The following is an 18136-nucleotide window of genomic DNA, read 5'->3' as shown; positions in this document are numbered from 1 at the left end:
CCATTCCGTGCGGGGCAGGATACAAGACCGGCCCGCGCGGTCAATCGGCTGGGCGGGTTACATCGCGCTCAGCAATATCTGCATCATATCATCGGGCGATGTCACCGGGCGCGGATTGGTGCGGCCCCAGGCATCCTGGAACGCATAATCGGCCACCTTGTCCAGCTGATCCCGGGTCACGCCGACATCCGACAGGTGACGCGGCATGCCCAACCCTGAAATCAGCGCATCCAGCGCCTGATCGGCGGGGGTGCCAGACCGGCCCAGACAATCGCTGATGCGCGCCTGCCCGTGATCGCCCGCCTGCGCGTTCCAGCGCTGCACATAGGGCGCCATCACACAGGATGTATGCCCGTGCGACACCTTGCAATAACTGCCCAGCGCGTGGCCGATGGCATGGCTGGCGCCCATCGGCACCCCGCCCACCAGCGGCGTGATCGCCAGCCACGCCCCGATCTGGCAATCCAGCCGCGCCTGCATGTCGGCGGGGTCCGCCTTGCAGCCCGGCAGGCCCCGCGCCAGCAGCCGCAACCCGGCATCGGCCAGCCCGTCGGCATAGGGGTTCGATCGCAGCGAGGCCAGCGTTTCCACCGCATGATCCACCGCCCGCACCCCTGTGGACAGCCAGACCCATTCGGGCGTGTGCCGGGTCAGGGCGGGGTCCAGCACCACGCCAGCCGGGGTGGTCTGACGGTTGCCGAACCCGTGTTTCTGGCCCAGCGTTTCATCCGTGACGCCGGAATTGGGGTTGAACTCGCCCGCCGATAGGGTGGTGGGCACACAGATCACCGGCACAACCGGCCTGGCCGCCGCCGGGGATGGAATACGGCCCTGCGGCCCGGTCTGGATGCGCAGCTTTTCCAGATCTTCCAGGTTTTGCACGCCATGGGCCAGCGCCAGCGCGACCACCTTGCCCGCATCGGTCTGCGATCCGCCACCGATGGTCACGATCATATCGGCATCAACGCCCGCCGCAGCCTGCAGCGCGGCCAGCAAATCGCTTTTGGGCACATGCGGGCGCAGGCCGGAATGGGTGGCCGCGTGGCGCGCGCCCAGCGCGGCCGCGATGGTCTCAATCTCATCCGTATTGCGCTGCAGGCTGGTGCTGACCAGCAGGAATACCCGCTGCGCGCCATGTTTGTCGGCGAACCCTGCCACGGCCTGGGCCGCGGGGGTGTTCAGCGTGACGCGTTCGAGCGCGGAAAGGTTTATTTCGGTTTGGGGCAGCATTGTCATTGATCGACCTCCAGCAGAAATTCCTGACCCCGTCGCACCAGACGCCCCGCTGTCGGGCCCCCGAAATGCGTGCCGATCACCAAGGTGCCGGTATCGGCGAATTCTTCGCAAAAGGCCTGACGGGTCTGCGTGGACTGCGCCGCATCCGTGTCAAAGGCCGAAGACCAATCCAGATGCGCGATCTGGCAGGGGCTGTGCATCATGTCGCCGGTGATGACGGCGCGCGCGTCCCCGCTTTCGATCAGAACACTGACATGGCCGGGTGTGTGGCCGGGTGTCGGGATCAGCCGAACCCCCGGTGTGATTTCAGCGTCGGTTTCAACCAGCGTCGCCAGCCCGGCATCGACAATCGGCTTGACGGAATCGGCATAGGTGGCCCGCGTATCTTTCATCATCGCAACAAAGGGTGTCGGTTCCTCATCGGCCAGATCGCCCTGCAACTGCGCCGTCAAAAAGTCCAGCTCTGCCCGCCCCATGAAATATTTCGCATTGGGAAAGGTCGGCACCCAGCGCCCGTTTTCCCATATCGTGTTCCAGCCGACATGATCGACATGCAGATGGGTGCACAGGATGCCGTCGACACTGTCGCGGGCCCAGCCGCATTGTGCCAGCCGCGTCAGAAAATCGGTTGTCATCATGTTCCAGTCCGGCACGCGGCGCGGTTTGTCATTGCCGATACAGGTATCGACGATCAGCCGCATATCGGGGGTCTGCACCAGCAAGGCATGAACGTTCATCCGCAGATGCCCTTCCTGGGTGGCGAAATACGGGATCATCCAGGGAATTTCCCGAATGGCGGACGGGAACGCCTTTTGCAAAGCCGACCTTTCACCACCTGCGGCAATGATGGATTCCCTTTCGATCAGGCGTTGAATAGTGATTTCGCCGATCTGCCAGACCAAATTCTGCATTGTCCCTCTCCCCACTCAGAATCTCATGATACGTTGTTCTAGGCGAATTACTGGACCACACCAAGTGATTACGCCTTTCCGAAACCGGCAACCGGATTGACAAAGGTCAACGCAGGCGGTCGAACGCAGTATAGGATGGGGGCAAATGCGTCCCGCATGATCGTTGATCCGCAGCCCGCAAAGGAACACTGATTGGCTGATCCCACCCCTACTGCGCCGCCCGCAACCGCATGGCGCGAAGCCCTGAGGCTGAGCCGACATATCCGCACGAATCGCTGGGCGGCCCCGGTGATCGTGGTTCTGGGCGTTGGGGCGGCGCTGGCTGAAACGCTGTCGGTGGGGCTGGCGGTGATGCTGCTGTTCGCACTGCTGGGCCAAAGCGAGCGAATCGCGCAGGGCGGTGGATTGCTGGCGCAGGTCTATGACCGGCTTCAAGGCATTCTGGGGGCCGATCCCTATCACATCGCGGCGGTGTTTCTGGGCCTGATCGTGATGAATGCCGCGCTGGTCTATGCCAATCATGTGACCATCGCGACCATGATGAACCATATTGCCCAGCGCATGCGCGATCTGGTGCATCGCCAATATGTAACGGTCGCCTATCGTTATCTGCAGCGGCGTGAGCACGGCGAACTGATCCATGTTCTGGCAACCGAAACATGGGTGGTGTCGGATGCGTTCTTTCATTTGTCGCGGGTGGCGGTGAACCTGTGTGCGGTCGTGGTTTTCGGGATCGGGTTGTTTTCGCTGTCCTGGGTGATCGGGCTGACGGCGCTGGTTTGCGCGGTTGCGGGATTTGTCCTGCTGCGTCTGCTGTCGCGCCCGGTAGAGCGGCTGGGGCAGGAAACGCTGGCGGCCAATCAGGTTCTGGCCGAACGGATGCTGATCAGCCTGACGGGCATGCGCACGCTGCGCGCCTTTGCGCAGGAAGATTATGTGCTGCGGGTGTTCAGCGCCGCCTCGTCGCGGGTGCGACGGCTGGCGATCCGGGCCGAGCGCATCAAGGCACTGACCGGGCCGCTATCCGAGATCGCCAGCCTGGGCACGCTGCTGGTGATCGTTGTCGTGTCGCAGGCCGCGGGCGTGGCGGTCACCACGACGATCGCCGCGGTGCTGCTGTTGTTTCGCCTGCAGCCTCATCTGCGCGAAATCGAGGCCAGCCGGATGATGCTGGCGGGCATGAATGCCGCGCTGGCCGCCGTGCGCAGCACATTGGATGAGGACAAACCCCACGCGGTTGAGGGGCCTGAAAGATTTACCGCGCTGCAACGCGAGATCAGGTTCGAAAACGTCAATTTTTCGCATGACCCGCGCCGCCGCGCCAGCCTGGAAAGCGCCAGCTTTGTCCTGCGGGCGGGGCAGACCACCGCGCTGGCCGGCCCCAGCGGTTCGGGCAAGACCACGATCCTGAACCTGATCCTGCGCCTGTATGATCCCGATGCCGGGCGCATTACCGTCGATGGCCGCGATCTGGCGCAATTCAGCCGGGCAAGCTGGCTGGCGCGCGTGGCCATCGCAGGGCAGGATGTTGAACTGATCGAGGGGACGCTGATCCAGAACATCCGCATGGGCACGCATGACGCCGATATGGAACAGGTGCGCCACGTCTGCGCCATGGTCGAGATCCTGGACGATATCGACGCCCTGCCCGATGGGTTCGACACCCGGATCGGGGCGGCGGGGCTGTCGTTTTCAGGCGGGCAGCGCCAACGGATCGGGCTGGCCCGCGCCCTGTTGCGCGCGCCCGATCTGTTGATCCTGGACGAGGCGATGAGCGCGATGGAACCCGCCCGCGAAGACCGTATCCGCCAGCGCATCAACACCCTGATGCGTGGCAAGACCATCCTGTTCGTCAGCCACCGCGCCGACACATCCTTGCAGGCCGACAGCACCGTTCAGATTGATTCAGGCCGGATCATTCTGCAGGATTAGCGCACATTTTCAACATCCACGACTGACAGGCGCAGTTTTCGGCGCAAATAATTATAGAATTTCGGCGTCAGCACGAAAATGGCCAATCGGCGGCTTCGGGTGTTGAGCTGATCCGCCACCGTGCGTGGCAAGGTCAGCAGTTTCCAAAGGCGCGGCCGGTCGAACCGGAACATTTCACCCCGGAATGCCTTCCACAGCCGCTTGCTGGTAAAGCCCTGCCCGATCATGTAATCCTGCAGCCATTCCAGGAACACCGGGCGCCACTGCGCATCGCCCTTAAGCCCGCCCGCCTGATGACAGGCGGAATCGGGATGCTGGCGGTAGTAATCCAGAATCTGGTCGATCACGATCACACGATAGTTCAGGCACATCTTGAAAAAGAAAACCTGGTCTTCGTATAGCGTGCGAAACCGGTCTTCGAACCCGCCCACCGCCAGCAGGTCGGCCCGCCGCACCAGCAGGCTGCAGATGCCCGGCACATTGCCGCCATGCTTTTCAAGAAACCCGATGGCGACGATCGGCGGTTCCAGCACGCGGTCGATCGGCAGGCCCAGTTCGGTCGGGATATCGGTGGCCAGCCATGGGCGACGATCGGGCAGATTGGCGCGGTTCCAACTGGACCAAAGCAGGGTTGGCCCCATCACCATCGACACGTCGGGACGGGACTCAAGAACATCCACCTGCACCGACAACCGGTCGGGTAGCCAGATATCATCCGCATCCAGAAAGGCGATATATTTGCCTTTTGCCACACGCAACCCGGCGTTTCGAGAGGCGCTCATCCCGCGGTTTTCATGGCCAGGATGTTCGGTATAGACAATTTGGCCAGGATGGCTGGCCGCAAAACGCTGTGCGATGGCGGTGGCGCCATCCGTCGATCCGTCGTCGACCAGGATCAGCTCCCAATCCGTGAATCGCTGGGCAAGGACGCTTTCGATGGCCTCGGCGATGAAGGCCTCGCCATTCAGAAAGATGATGATGCACGAGACCACCGGACCTTGGGACGGGGCGATATCTTTAACCTTTGCGGCCATTTGCCATTATCCTGCTTGCCGGGTCACATGCCCGATGAATTTCCTGATCTCGCGCTCGAACCTTCCGGCGGGCCAGTCATCGACCTTCAGCCGGGGAATGCGCAGCGGGTCGCTGGCCACCGTCACAATACCGGGGATCACCGTGCAGGCCGCTGAAAACCCCGCCTGCCCCGTGGCGGCGACCGTATCATGAGAATGCGCCCCAAAGGGATAGGCAAAAGACCTGACCGGATGCCCCAGCATCCGCGCCAGCGTGTCACCGCTGCCGCCGATTTCGGCCGCCTGCCGGTCAGGTGGCAACATGGGCAATGAGGGATGCGTCAGCGTATGGGCGCCGATCTCGATCAGACCGCACTTATCAAGCGCGTGCAGTTCCTGCCGTGACATGGGCCAGTCGTCAGGGTCACCGGCCCGCGTCAGCCCGGCCCAGTCCAGTATCATGCAAACCTGAGATTCCACCTGATCATCCGGCAACGATACCAGAAGCTTCCAGATTTCGATGAAGGCGCGCAACCGTGTGTCACGCCCGGCCCCCTGCGCCATGTTCCAGCGGCTGTGCGCAGGCCGGGCCGGACCAACCGACCAGTGCAAAGGCCTTTCGCCGTGGGTCAGCGAAATCCTGTCGGGCAGGTCGCGCCCTGTCAGGAATACCCGCGTCAGAGCATCCCACCAGATGTCGCGCCCGCTGTCGGTCAGGCCGGTGGTCACGAATACGGTTGCCGGCAGCCCTGCGGCCCGCAACGCTGGCACGCCCGCATGCAGATTATCGGCATAGCCATCATCAAAGGTGATCGCAAAAGCCCGGCGTGGCAACGCGCCTTCAGACGCGTCGCGCACCAGATCACCAAAACGCAGCACCGGCCCCAGCCCCGCCAGCACGCGCAGATGGTCGCGGAAATGCGCGGGCGATACCGCCAGACCCCAGGGATCGGCCGCCGGGGTGGCGATTCGGTGATACATCAGCACCAGCCCATGCGGCTGTCGCGCCGCCTGCCGGCGGCCCATTGCCTGACGCAAGACGGCGCGCTGTTGCGACGCATGACGCATAAGGGCTGAAGGCAACAAGATTTCCATCCAGATCAGAACAACGGCACCACGTTATCATCAATTTATACGGGCGCGATTGACCAAGATCATATCGGGAATGATGAATGTGCTGATATTCATGTTCATGGGAACACAGGCCACAGTGGTTCGCTTACATCAACGGCCTGCACGGGCGTCAGCCGGTCGCATGGGGGAAGAAGTGACAAACCTGAAACCATTTCAGCCAACACCCGATGCCGATACGGTGCTGATCACCGGCGTTGCGGGGTATATAGGTGGCCAGACTGCACTGGCCTTTCACGACGCAGGCTGGCGCGTAATCGGGGTTGACAATCTTTCGGTCGGAACGCGTGACACCGTTCCCGAATGTGTCGAGTTCATCCATGCCGATTGCCGTGATCCTGATCTGGCCGCGCGCATCGCCCCGTTCAACCCCGTGGCGGCCGTGCATTTCGCCGGGCTGATCCGGGTAGACGAATCCGTTCGGAAGCCCGTTGACTATTATGATGTGAATTTCTGCGCGGCGGGCGCGTTCTTCCGCACCGTGCAGGCCTTGGGGATCGAGGCGCTGGTCTTTTCCTCTACGGCGGCTGTGTATGGCGACGGCCTCAATGGTCCGATCACCGAAGACACACCGCTGTCACCCGCATCGCCCTATGGTCGCTCCAAGCTGGCGACCGAATGGATGCTGCGCGATTTTTGCACAAGCAGCGGCGCACGGGCAGTCATCCTGCGGTATTTCAATGTGGCCGGGGCCGATCCGCAGGGCCGGCGCGGCCCCCGCCGCGATGCAACCCATCTGATCAAGCGCGTGGCCGAGGCCGCCGTCGATCCGTCAAGAACGATGATGATCTTTGGTAACGATTACGACACGCCCGATGGCACCTGCGTGCGCGATTTCATCCACGTCGCCGATCTTGCGCAGGCCCATGTCGCGGCGGTGGCCTATTTGCTGAACGGGGGCGACAGCGTTACCCTGAATTGCGGATACGGCACCGGTTTTTCCGTGCATCAGGTCATCGCCCGGGCCGCCGCCATCATTGGCCGCAAGTTCGATATCCGGATCGCGCCGCGCCGCGCCGGCGATCCGGTTTTTGTGGTTGCCAATCCCGGCCTGTTGCAAAAGACGCTGAACTGGGTCCCGCAATACAATGATCTGGACAAGATCCTGCGCGCCGCCATCAAATGGGAATGGCGCATGACCCGGCCGGTGCAGATGCCTGCGCCACGCACAAACGATAAGGTCGATCACGGCACCGCCCCCTGCGACCCCCAGCCGGATATCCGGATGTGACGACCGTCAGCGTCATTGTCCCCGCCTTTGATGCCGAAGCCACATTGCGGGCCACGGTGCGCAGCATCCTTGCCCAGACCCATCGCGACCTGGAAATTTTCATCGTCGATGACGGCTCGCGCGATCGCACCGGCGATATTGCCCGCGAATTGGCCGCTGATGACGACCGTATCCAGGTCTTGCATCAACCCAATGCAGGCGTTGCGGCCGCGCGCAATCTGGCGCTGGCACAGGCCACCGGCAGATATACCGCCTGGATAGATGCCGATGACCTGTGGCATCCGACCAAGATCGAAAAGCAGCTGGCGGTGTTTCGGGATGCGCCAGAGCCGCCGGGGTTTGTCTATACCGGCTATCGGTTGATCGACAGCAATGACAGGATCATTCCCAACCTGCGCACATTGGCGGATATGTCGGGGCATACGGTCTGTTTGCAGATCGCGACGAATTTCTTCAGCAATGTCAGCAGCATCATGATCCGAACCGATCTGGCCCGCGCCATGGGCGGGCATGACCCGCGCCTGCGCGATTGGGGCGTCGAAGGCTCTGAAGATCTGTTGCTGCAATTGCGTCTGTCGCTGCAATCACCCGCGGCCTGCTGCCCGCAGGCGCTGGTGGGTTATCGGATGCATCAGCGGAACATGTCGCTTGATTATCGCCGCGCGACGCAGGCGAACCTGAAGGCGCTGGATCTGATCACCGGGGCCGCCCCCACCCTGCCCGACTGGGTATTTCGCCTGGGTCGGGCGCGCGTTGCCGGCTATGCGCTGCACGCCTTGCGGGCTGGCGATCTCGGCGCGGCATGGCGCATCCTGGCGCGCATCGCCCCGGACCAGCCGCTGTTCACGCTGCTGACACTCTGGCTGATGATCTGGTGGCAGATCACCGCGCCGTTTCAACCGCAGCGCAACCGCGATCCCGACCTGGGGCGGGACTTTCTGACAGCCGATCCGGCCACCGCCCCGTGGCATGGGCCGATGCTGCTGACGCGGCACCACCGCCGCCGGCTGAACCAGGCAGACCGCGCAAGGGCTCGCTTGTCGAAATGCGCGGCGGTCCAGATCGAACGGGGTGCCCTGACGGGATAAAGGCCAGGAACCTTGACCTTGCTGCCGGCCCTACCTTGGCCATGTCATAAGAAACCACCCGGCCCGCCTGACACAGCTTTTGGGCGACAATGGCACCCATAAAATTGACGACAATATGCCTGACATCTTTCGCTGAAACTGCGGACCACAGGCATAACCCGGGCGCCCTGCATCATCTGTTCCGGAACCATGTGATGGGGCCGTGGGGGCGACCCTCTCGACAGGTGAGGCCTTCATTGGGCGATCAAAGTTTCGATCGCCCGTGAGGGAGCGACTTGGAGCTTTTAACCTTTTGTTACTTAATAAGGAATCGGATTGTATCTGCGAAGATCAGTTATCTGCGGTCGCGCGTAAACTGCCCTTAAGACCACAACACAAACTATTGAATCATTTGGATCATCGCTTAATGAAGGCATAGTCGCGCAGCGTGTTGATCCATTGCTGGCCGTGCTTGGCATTCTTCCAGGTCGGCATCCGGTCGATATGCACCTGCTGGGCGATCTCTTCAAAGCTCGGGATCGCGCGGGATGCGTTGAAACGCGGGTTCAGCCCCTGCTTGGCCATCCGCCGATATTCCAGCGCCCTGTCGCGCGCCTGGTTCAGCGTGACAATATCCGTGCCGCCCAAACCAAAGTCGGTGCGCAGCGGTGCCCCCATGCGGTTCTTCTGACCTTTGACCGTCACCCGCACGATCCAGCGCCGCGCGCCCGACGGATCGACAACCAGATAAAGCCCATTGCCATCGCCATGACGACCCGGGCCGAGAGACTCGACAAGCTTCTTAGTCAGTTTGCCGCTGAGAGCCGCCACAGATTATACCACTATCCATACCACACAATGAAAGAATACCGGTGCAATCGAAAGAAAATCAATGCAATGTGACAGCGTGGATTCTGCCTTATAAATAAGGTGAAAATGCGAATATAAGGCATCCGATAACATTGAAAAAAATGAGGGTCTGGCGGAGACGAAGGGATTCGAACCCTCGAGACGGTTTCCCGTCTGCACCCTTAGCAGGGGTGTGCCTTCGACCACTCGGCCACGTCTCCGCCGACCCGTTTAATTGGTGGTGCCGCGCGGGGCAAGGGCAGAAAATGCGCGGGTGCGAATTCAGTGACGCGTGGGGCGCATATTGTCAGATGCGTGATAAACCATCGGCTTGGGCTGCGTCGGAAGGTGCACGATCCGGGGCCGAGCTGCTCAGGTGTTGAACAGGAAGTGCAGCACGTCGCCATCCTTGACGACATAGCTTTTGCCTTCGGCGCGCAGCTTGCCCGCATCGCGCGCGCCCTGTTCGCCCTTGCAGGCCAGAAAATCGTCATAGGCGATGGTTTCGGCACGGATGAAGCCGCGTTCGAAATCGCCGTGGATCACACCGGCGGCGCGGGGCGCGGTGGTGCCCTGCGGGATCGTCCAGGCGCGGGCCTCTTTCGGGCCGACGGTGAAATAGGTTTCCAAGTGCAGCAAGTCATAGCCGGCGCGGATAAGCCGGTCCAAACCCGCCTCTTCCAGCCCCAGTTCTGTCAGGAACATCTCGGCCTCGTCGGCATCAAGCTGGGCGATTTCTTCTTCGATCTTGGCGGAAATCACCACCGATGCGGCGCCCTGTTCGGCGGCCATTTTTGCCACGGCGGCGGAATGCGCATTGCCAGTGGCGGCCTCGTCTTCGGCCACGTTGCAAACGTAAAGGATCGGTTTGCTGGTCAGCAGTTGCAGCATGTCCCAGGCACGGCGATCATCGGCGGCAACATCGACCGTCCGGGCGGGTTTGCCCTGTTCCAGCGCGGCCAGTGCCGCCTTCAGCAGGCGTTCCTGCTGCACCGCGTCCTTGTCGCCGCCGCGCACCTTGCGGCTGACGTTCTGCAGGCGTTTTTCGATGCTTTCCATATCGGCCAGCATCAGCTCGGTTTCAATTGTCTCGGCATCGGCGACCGGATCAACCCGGCCTTCGACATGGGTCACGTCGCCGTCTTCAAAACAGCGCAGCACATGGGCGATGGCATCGCATTCGCGGATATTGGCCAGGAACTGGTTGCCCAGACCTTCGCCCTTGGACGCGCCTTTGACCAGACCGGCAATATCGACAAAGGTCATCCTTGTGGGAATGATCTGTTTTGATCCGGCGATTTCTGCCAGCTTGTCCAGCCGCGCATCGGGCACGGCGACATCACCGACATTGGGCTCGATCGTGCAGAAAGGGAAATTGGCGGCCTGCGCGGCGGCGGTGCGGGTCAGCGCGTTGAACAGCGTCGACTTGCCGACATTCGGCATCCCCACGATTCCGGTTTTGAACCCCATTTTCGACCCTTTCGCATATGTCGCGCGCTTGATAGGGCCGCGAGGGGCGCGGCGCAAGCGTCGTTGCCCGAATCCGCCGAAGCTGGCACAGTGTGGGCAGGGCAGACCGGAGGCGCGCATGGCCATAACCCCCTATCTTCATTTTCAGGGCAATTGCCGGGCGGCGATGGCCGCCTATCACGACATCCTTGGCGGGCAGCTTGATATAATGGGGTATGACCAGATGCCGGATGCGCCCGCACCGATGGCGGGATCAACGCTGGTGATGCATTCGGCGCTGATGTCGCCTTTTGGCGATCTGGAAGCCTCGGATTTTCCGCCCGGCGAAGCGGGTGAACCGCAACAGGCTGTCAGCGTGGCCCTTCAGGCGGACAAGGCCGACGCGGCGCAGCGTATATATGCCGCCCTGGCCGAGGGCGGCGCGGTCGTTGCCCCCTTCGGCCCGACGTTCTTTTCACCAGGCTTCGGCATGTGCAAGGATCGGTTCGGCACGCATTGGATCATCATGACCACGCCAGAACCCGCCTGAGGGCATTGCCTTTTGCGGCGCTTTGGGCGAAACCCGGCTGCGGATCAGCCCAAGGATGCCCATGACCCGAATTGATGACACCTTCGCGCGTCTGCGCGCTGAAAAACGCAAGGCTTTCGTGGCCTATGTGATGGCGGGCGATCCGGATTACGACACATCGCTTGAAATTCTTCGCGGCCTGCCCGGGGCCGGGGTCGATATCATCGAAATGGGCATGCCCTTTACAGACCCCATGGCCGATGGCCAAACGATCCAGCTGGCCGGGCAGCGCGCGCTTGACGCGGGCCAGACCCTGCAAAAAACACTGGATATGGCCGCCGAGTTTCGCAAGGTCGACACCACCACCCCGATTGTGATGATGGGCTATTACAACCCGATCTACAGTCGTGGCGTCGATAAATTTCTGACCGATGCAAAGGCCGCTGGAATAGACGGGCTGATCGTGGTCGATCTGCCCCCCGAGGAAGATAGCGAACTGTGTATTCCCGCGCAAAAGGCGGGGCTGAATTTCATCCGTCTGGCAACCCCCACCACGGATGATGCCCGCCTGCCCCGCGTGCTGCAGAACACATCGGGTTTTGTCTATTACGTGTCGATCACCGGCATCACCGGTGCCGCCGCCGCCCAGGCCGCCGATGTCGCGCCAGAAGTTGCGCGCATCAAGGCGGGCACCGATCTGCCCGTGATCGTGGGCTTTGGCATCCGCACGCCCGAGGTTGCGCAATCCATCGCCAGCGTGGCCGACGGGGCCGTGGTGGGATCGGCCATCGTCAAGCTGATCGAGGAGCGCCGCCCGGTGCCCGATATTCTGGCCTATGTGAAATCGCTGGCCGATGGGGCGCATCGGGGCTGAACAGCCACCGTTTCCGTTTACAACGTCGTTCTTGCGCTGCTAACCATGGCGCAAGAGGAGCCCCGCCCATGCCTGTCATCACCACAATCGACGATCTGCGCCGCATCTATAAACGCCGCGTGCCAAAGATGTTCCACGACTATGTCGAGACGGGCAGCTGGACAGGCCAGACCTTTCGCGAGAACTGCGCGGATTTTGAAAAGATCTATTTTCGCCAACGGGTTGCGGTCGATATCGACGGGCGGTCAACTGCCTCGAAGATGATCGGGCAGGATGTGGCGATGCCGGTCGCCCTGGCGCCGGTCGGGATGACCGGCTTTCAATGTGCCGATGGCGAGATCAAGGCCGCCCGCGCCGCTGGCCGGTTCGGTGTACCCTATACATTGTCCAGCATGTCGATCTGTTCGATCGAGGATGTGGCCGAACATTCGCCCTATCCGTTCTGGTTCCAGCTTTATGTCATGATGGATACCGAATTCGTGTCGCGCCTGTTGCAGCGCGCCAAGGATGCCGGATGCCCGGCGCTGGTTGTGACGCTGGATCTGCAACTGATGGGCCAGCGCCATATGGACCTGAAGAACGGCCTGTCGGTGCCACCAAAGTTGCGGCTGCCGCTGCTGATGGATTTGGCCACCCGCTGGCGCTGGGGGCTGGGAATGCTGGGCACCAAGCGGCGGTTTTATGGAAATATCATCGGTCACGCCAAGGGTGTGGAAAATCTGACATCTCTCTATGGCTGGACCTCGAAGCAGTTCGACAAGAAGCTGGACTGGGAAAAGGTCAAGCAGTTGCGCCGCGAATGGGGCGGCAAGATGATCCTGAAGGGTATTCTGGACGCCGCGGACGCGAAAATGGCGTTACAGGTCGGGGCCGATGCGATTATCGTGTCGAACCATGGCGGGCGGCAACTGGACGGCGCGATATCCTCGATCCGGGCGCTGGGCCCGATCATGGACGCGGTCGGCGACCGGATCGAGGTGCATCTGGACAGCGGCATTCGCAGCGGCCAGGACGTGCTGAAGGCGCTGGCGATGGGGGCCAGCGGCACCTATATCGGGCGCGCCTATACATACGGTCTGGGCGCGATGGGTGAGGCGGGCGTGACCACCGCGCTGGAGATCATCCAGAAAGAACTGGATCTGACCATGGCCCTGTGCGGGCGCAAATCCATCGCCGATGTGGGCCCCGACATCCTGCATATCCCCAAAGGATTTTCAGGCGACTGGCAATAACGCCGTCACACTTGTGATGGTGGGGCCCACATGGCGCGCAAACCGGCCAGTGCCGCGGCACGCCGGGCGCGCGCGTCCAGCGAAAACTCTTCGGCCAGGCTCAGATATGTGGGCGGCATGGTCTGGCCGGTGCCGGTCAGGATGCCGTATTGCGGGCTCAGCTTCAGGCCAGCGGCCTGCGCCAGATGGGCCATAGCGCGGTTCTCTGACAGCATCATCAGCTTTACAGTCGTGATATAGCGATTGCGCGCCGCCAGCATCGCCAGCCGCAGCGCAGTTTCACCATGCCCCTGCCCCTGCCAGCCGGCGTCGATCGACACCGCGATCTCGGCCTCGCGTTTCCAGCGGGGGTCGGTCGGGATCATTTCGGAACAACCGATCAGCCGCCCATCCGCGAAGACCCCGATCACAACCGATTTGTTCCAGTCGATGTCATCGACATATTTTTCGATGAACCTGTCGCCGACCGGGCTGCAAAACCGCAAGATGCGATCCTCCTGCGACAGGCCAAGGAAATGCGCAAGCAAGGCCGCCTTATCCCCGAACCAAAGGTGGCGCGTGGTGATGACCGGCGCCGGGGCCTTGGCCGCGCGCGGCTGAAGGGTGCTGGAACGGCGCGGGCCGTTGATTGCGGGCTTTGTTGGATATCTGTCCGGCATCGAAGATCTCCTGGAATTGCGGAGTCTTCCTCCCTTTGGGGCATGGCTGTTCACCGGCATGTTGATCTGCCGCTGCTCGTTACGCATTATGTGGGCGTGCTGTGGCGCGGAACAACCATGCTGCACCGCAGAACCGCCATGCGCCAGTTGCAAGCCCCAGCGCATCAGTTTTTACCGGGCTTTGGCAGAATTCCCTCTTCCCATCCCGGAAAATCTGCCCTATACGCGCGGCTTCATGCGGGCATGCACCCTTGGAGGATGCCCCTTAATATATTGGAGAATACTATGGCTGGTGAGATCCCTGATCTTCACGCCACGGTACGGACGGGGACAGGCAAGGGGGCCGCTCGTCAAGCTCGCAGAGAGCAATTCGTACCGGGCATCGTATATGGCGGTGGGGCTGACCCCGTTGCCATCAACGTCAAATATAATGAACTGCTCAAGCGTCTTAAGGCGGGCCGGTTCCTGTCGACCCTGTTCAACCTCAAGGTTGAAGGGCAGGACGATGTGCGCGTGATCTGCCGCAATGTGCAGCGCGACGTGGTCAAGGATCTGCCGATCCATCTGGACCTGATGCGCCTGCGCCGCACCTCGAAGGTCAAGCTGTTCATCCATGTCGATTTCATCAATCACGACAAGGCACCCGGCCTGAAAAAGGGCGGCGTTCTGACCGTTGTGCGCCCCGAGGTCGAACTGGTCGTGACCGCTGGCGATATCCCGGAAGCGATCACCGTCGATCTGACCGGCCTGAATGTGGGCGATATCGTGCACATTTCGAACATCGAACTGCCCGCCGGCGCGCGCCCCACGATCACCGACCGTGATTTCGTGATCGCCAATATTTCGGCCCCGTCGGGGCTGCGGTCGTCGGAAAACGAAGCCGATGATGCGGCGGAAGACGAAGACGACGAATAGTTTCGTCATTCGGCAAACCTTACAAACGCGGGGCCCCTGCCCCGCGTTTTTGTTTGCTGCCCGGCGACGCGCGCCCTAGATATAGGGCAAGCTATGCAGGAGAACCCGATGCGGCTGTTCGTGGGGCTGGGAAACCCCGGCGCGAAATATGCCGGTAACCGCCACAATATCGGCTTCATGGCCGTAGACCGGATTGCCGCCGATCACGGATTTGCTCCGTGGCGGGCCAGGTTTCAGGGACAACTGGCCGAAGGTCTGCTGGACGGCGAAAAGGTTTTGCTGCTCAAGCCCGAAACCTTCATGAACCTGTCGGGCCAGTCGGTGGGCGAAGCCATGCGGTTTTACAAACTGACCCCCGCCGATGTGGTTGTCTTTCACGATGAGCTGGATCTGGCCCCGGGCAAGCTGCGCGTCAAGCAGGGTGGCGGCCATGCCGGGCATAACGGGCTGCGGTCGCTGCATGCCCATATCGGTGAAGAGTACGGCCGGGTTCGGCTGGGCATCGGTCATCCGGGCCACAAGGATCGCGTATCGCCCTATGTGCTGTCGGATTTCGCCAAGGCCGATCAGGATTGGCTGGATGACCTGCTGCGCGGCATTTCCGATGGTGCGCCCGCCTTGGCCAAGGGCGATGCGGCCGGGTTTCAGAACGCCGTGGCGCTGCGCCGGGCCCCGGCCAAGCCTGCCCCTCGCGCAGAAACCCAATCCGTCAAGCCTGCGCAAAACCCTGGCCACACCAACCCGCTGTCGCCATTGCAGGCGCTGGCAAACAGGTTCCGCCGATGACCCCGCGCCCCGATCCCGCCGTCAATGTTCTGGGTGGCCCGTTGCGGCCCTGCTCCACCGCGCCCATGACCGGCTTTTTCCGCGACGGGCATTGCAATACCTGCGCACAGGATAGCGGCAGCCATACAGTCTGTGCCGTGATGACGGCCGAGTTTCTGGCGTTTTCCAAATATGTCGGCAATGACCTGTCCACACCCCGCCCCGAATTCGGCTTTTCCGGCCTGAAACCGGGCGATCGGTGGTGCCTGTGCGCCAGTCGCTTTGCCCAGGGCCCATGACGAAGGCTGTGCGCCCCGCGTCGATCTGGACGCCACCCATCAGCGCGCGCTGGATATCGTGCCGCTGGACGTTCTAAAGACTTGCGCGACCGAGTAGCGGGGAAATTCGGCAGATATTCCCCCAATGCACGCATTTGTGAACGTGCAAGCCTATACAAATCGCTCATATTCCATCATTCTCAGATTGTCACAGCGCAGGAGGAGCCGCCATGGACCAGCATGTCACGAATATCCGCGATCGCGTCACCGAGGCCGAATGGCAGACACGGGTCGATCTGGCGGCCTGCTATCGCCTGGTTGCCCTCTATGGCATGACCGATCTGATCTATAATCACATCACGGCACGTGTGCCGGGGGCCGAAGATGAAATCCTGATCAACCCGTTTGGATTGTTCTATGATGAAATCACCGCTTCAAGCCTGATCAAGATCGACCACGGCGGCAACATTCTGATGCAGCCCGATCCGCAATACGGAATCAACCACGCCGGTTACGTCATCCACAGCGCGGTGCATGCTGCCCGGCATGATGTGGCCTGCGTGCTGCACACCCACACCAAGGCGGGTGTCGCGGTGTCCGTGATGAAAGACGGGCTGCTGCCACTGACACAAGCGGCGATGCGGTTTCATGATCGCATCAGCTATCACGATTTCGAAGGTCCGGCGGTCGAACCGGCCGAACGCGAACGGCTGGTGGCCGATCTGGGCAATACCGATGCGATGATCCTGCGCAATCACGGTCTGCTGACCTGCGGGCGATCCATCCCCGAGGCGTTCCTGCTGATGAACAGGCTAGACAATGCCTGCAAATGCCAGGTTGAAATTCTGTCGCTGAATGCCGAACTGACCTGGCCCAGTGCCGAGGTCATCGAGAAAAGCGCCCGCGTTCTGGGCGGGCCGAAAACCGTGCGGTCAAACGAGAATGAAGGCAAGCTGGGCGACTGGAACGGCCAGCGCGAATGGGCCGCCCTGCTGCGCAAGCTGGACAAGATAGACCCGTCCTATCGTGACTGACGCAGCGCGGGTCTGCGTGTTCGGGGTGGGTGCCATCGGCACCCATCTGGCGCTGGCCGCCGCCGATGGCGGCGCGGCCCTGTCGGTGGTGGCGCGCGGCGATCATCTGGCGGCGATCCGCCGCGACGGGTTGCAGATCACCCGGGCGGGCAAGCATCACGTGCTGCATCCCGCCGCTTCGGACAATCCTGCCGATCTTGGTGCGCAGGATATCGTCATTCTGGCGGTGAAAGCCCCTGCCTTGGCTGGGGCGGCGCGAATGATCGCGCCCTTGCTGCGCCCCGATACGGCGGTCGTCTGCGCACTGAACGGGGTACCGTGGTGGTATTTCCATGGCCATGGGGGTGGCTTTGCCGATGCGCCCCTGCCCGATGTAGACCCCGATGCCGAGATCTGGAACCGGATCGGACCAGAACGCGCGATCGGTTGCGTGGTATCGACAGCCGCCCGTGTAACCGCGCCCGGGCAAGTCATCATCGACAACCCCGGCCAGCCGCTGTTCCTGGGCGAGCCATCCGGCCAGATGACCATGCGGCTGGAACGGGTGCGGGCGCTGTTGGCCGCCGGCGGGCTGAACGCGATCGCCACCGATACGATCCGCCACACCATCTGGGACAAGCTGCAACGCAATATCGCATCGGGGCCGGTCGCGATCCTGACCCAGACCAGCCTGAAACATCTTTATGCCTCGCCGGCGATGCTGACGCTGCGGGCCGGCATCCAGGCCGAGGTGGCAGCCATTGCCGCCGCCTATGGCTTTGATCTGCCGGTCGAAACCGACGCCCAACGCCAATTCGTGCTGCAATCCGACCACAAGGTCAGCATCCTGCAGGATTTCGAGCGCGGACAGGTGATGGAGCTGGATGCCATGTTTCGCGCGCCGCTGCATCTGGCGCGCATGGCGGGCGTGGCAACGCCACTGCTGGATATAGTCGTAGAACTGGCGCTGATCCGGGCACAATATGCCAGCCCCCAGGCAGCCAGGGAATAAAGGCAGGCCAACCCGGTTTGTCGGGTCGGCCTGTCAAATC

Annotated in this window: 17 protein-coding genes, 1 tRNA gene and 1 pseudogene; 11 read left to right on the top strand and 8 right to left on the bottom strand. The window is 61.9% G+C overall.

Features of this window, described 5'->3' with window-relative positions; all coding sequences use genetic code 11:
- Positions 1-57: 57 nt before the first annotated feature.
- Entirely contained in the window at positions 58-1236 is a 1179-nt protein-coding gene (locus ACTCHC_RS06080) for an iron-containing alcohol dehydrogenase (protein ID WP_463021585.1), read from the bottom strand.
- On the bottom strand, positions 1233-2147 hold the full coding sequence (locus tag ACTCHC_RS06075) for an MBL fold metallo-hydrolase (RefSeq protein WP_463021584.1): 915 nt from the start codon (positions 2145-2147) through the stop codon (positions 1233-1235). The genes ACTCHC_RS06080 and ACTCHC_RS06075 overlap by 4 nt, the downstream gene beginning before the upstream one ends.
- A 192-nt stretch (positions 2148-2339) precedes the next feature.
- Here ACTCHC_RS06075 and ACTCHC_RS06070 point away from each other — a divergent pair, with 192 nt between their 5' ends.
- Entirely contained in the window at positions 2340-4079 is a 1740-nt protein-coding gene (locus tag ACTCHC_RS06070; RefSeq protein WP_463021583.1) for an ABC transporter ATP-binding protein, read from the top strand.
- Here the strand turns inward: ACTCHC_RS06070 and ACTCHC_RS06065 are convergent.
- Together ACTCHC_RS06065 and ACTCHC_RS06060 are read right to left on the bottom strand one after the other, a co-directional pair.
- Positions 4076-5113: a glycosyltransferase family 2 protein gene (locus ACTCHC_RS06065; protein ID WP_463021582.1), complete on the bottom strand. Its 1038-nt coding sequence runs from the start codon at positions 5111-5113 to the stop codon at positions 4076-4078. The two genes, ACTCHC_RS06070 and ACTCHC_RS06065, sit on opposite strands and share 4 nt — an antisense overlap.
- Before the next feature lie 6 nt (positions 5114-5119).
- A complete protein-coding gene (locus ACTCHC_RS06060) occupies positions 5120-6175 on the bottom strand; it encodes a polysaccharide deacetylase family protein (protein ID WP_463021581.1) in 1056 nt (351 codons plus the stop codon).
- Positions 6176-6359: 184 nt separating this feature from the next.
- On the opposite strand from ACTCHC_RS06060, the gene galE reads away from it, so the two are divergent.
- Both galE and ACTCHC_RS06050 read left to right on the top strand, forming a co-directional pair.
- On the top strand, positions 6360-7454 hold the full coding sequence (gene galE / locus ACTCHC_RS06055; RefSeq protein WP_463021580.1) for a UDP-glucose 4-epimerase GalE: 1095 nt from the start codon (positions 6360-6362) through the stop codon (positions 7452-7454).
- A complete protein-coding gene (locus ACTCHC_RS06050) occupies positions 7451-8542 on the top strand; it encodes a glycosyltransferase family 2 protein (RefSeq protein ID WP_463021579.1) in 1092 nt (363 codons plus the stop codon). Before galE ends, ACTCHC_RS06050 begins: the two co-directional genes overlap by 4 nt.
- A 396-nt stretch (positions 8543-8938) precedes the next feature.
- On the opposite strand, the gene ACTCHC_RS06045 is transcribed toward ACTCHC_RS06050, so the two are convergent.
- The 3 genes from ACTCHC_RS06045 to ychF all read right to left on the bottom strand — a co-directional run bounded on the left by ACTCHC_RS06045 (position 8939) and on the right by ychF (position 10840).
- A complete protein-coding gene (locus ACTCHC_RS06045) occupies positions 8939-9352 on the bottom strand; it encodes an Arm DNA-binding domain-containing protein (RefSeq protein ID WP_463021578.1) in 414 nt (137 codons plus the stop codon).
- A gap of 149 nt (positions 9353-9501) precedes the next feature.
- Positions 9502-9591, bottom strand: a tRNA-Ser gene (locus ACTCHC_RS06040).
- A gap of 151 nt (positions 9592-9742) precedes the next feature.
- A complete protein-coding gene (gene ychF / locus ACTCHC_RS06035) occupies positions 9743-10840 on the bottom strand; it encodes a redox-regulated ATPase YchF (protein ID WP_463021577.1) in 1098 nt (365 codons plus the stop codon).
- Positions 10841-10958: 118 nt separating this feature from the next.
- On the opposite strand from ychF, the gene ACTCHC_RS06030 reads away from it, so the two are divergent.
- The 3 genes from ACTCHC_RS06030 (at position 10959) to ACTCHC_RS06020 (ending at position 13454) form a co-directional block, all read left to right on the top strand.
- The gene (locus ACTCHC_RS06030; RefSeq protein ID WP_463021576.1) at positions 10959-11369 is read left to right on the top strand and encodes a VOC family protein; all 411 of its coding nucleotides are present in this window, start codon (positions 10959-10961) and stop codon (positions 11367-11369) included.
- 61 nt (positions 11370-11430) lie between these two features.
- Positions 11431-12222, top strand: coding sequence for a tryptophan synthase subunit alpha (gene trpA / locus ACTCHC_RS06025; RefSeq protein WP_463021575.1), 792 nt, complete (start codon positions 11431-11433; stop codon positions 12220-12222).
- A gap of 68 nt (positions 12223-12290) precedes the next feature.
- Positions 12291-13454 carry an alpha-hydroxy acid oxidase gene (locus ACTCHC_RS06020; protein ID WP_463021574.1) on the top strand — a complete coding sequence of 388 codons (1164 nt, stop codon included), beginning with the start codon at positions 12291-12293 and terminating at the stop codon, positions 13452-13454.
- Positions 13455-13459: 5 nt separating this feature from the next.
- Here ACTCHC_RS06020 and ACTCHC_RS06015 read toward each other — a convergent pair whose 3' ends face one another.
- On the bottom strand, positions 13460-14113 hold the full coding sequence (locus ACTCHC_RS06015) for a GNAT family N-acetyltransferase (RefSeq protein WP_463021573.1): 654 nt from the start codon (positions 14111-14113) through the stop codon (positions 13460-13462).
- 285 nt (positions 14114-14398) lie between these two features.
- On the opposite strand from ACTCHC_RS06015, the gene ACTCHC_RS06010 reads away from it, so the two are divergent.
- From ACTCHC_RS06010 to ACTCHC_RS05990, 5 genes and pseudogenes are all read left to right on the top strand, one after another.
- A complete protein-coding gene (locus tag ACTCHC_RS06010) occupies positions 14399-15028 on the top strand; it encodes a 50S ribosomal protein L25/general stress protein Ctc (RefSeq protein ID WP_463021572.1) in 630 nt (209 codons plus the stop codon).
- A 108-nt stretch (positions 15029-15136) separates the two neighbouring features.
- On the top strand, positions 15137-15814 hold the full coding sequence (gene pth / locus ACTCHC_RS06005) for an aminoacyl-tRNA hydrolase (RefSeq protein ID WP_463021571.1): 678 nt from the start codon (positions 15137-15139) through the stop codon (positions 15812-15814).
- Positions 15811-16189, top strand: a pseudogene (locus ACTCHC_RS06000) (DUF2237 family protein). The gene pth and the pseudogene ACTCHC_RS06000 overlap by 4 nt, the downstream one beginning before the upstream one ends.
- Positions 16190-16301: 112 nt before the next feature.
- Positions 16302-17105 (top strand): class II aldolase/adducin family protein, encoded by an 804-nt coding sequence (locus tag ACTCHC_RS05995; RefSeq protein ID WP_463021570.1) that lies wholly within the window; start codon positions 16302-16304, stop codon positions 17103-17105.
- Positions 17098-18096 carry a ketopantoate reductase family protein gene (locus ACTCHC_RS05990; RefSeq protein ID WP_463021569.1) on the top strand — a complete coding sequence of 333 codons (999 nt, stop codon included), beginning with the start codon at positions 17098-17100 and terminating at the stop codon, positions 18094-18096. The genes ACTCHC_RS05995 and ACTCHC_RS05990 overlap by 8 nt, the downstream gene beginning before the upstream one ends.
- The last annotated feature ends 40 nt before the right edge of the window (positions 18097-18136 follow it).

Source organism: Actibacterium sp. (assembly GCF_055134745.1).
The sequence above is the reverse complement of the archived record's forward strand: the minus strand, read 5'-3'. Positions and strand labels throughout refer to the sequence as shown.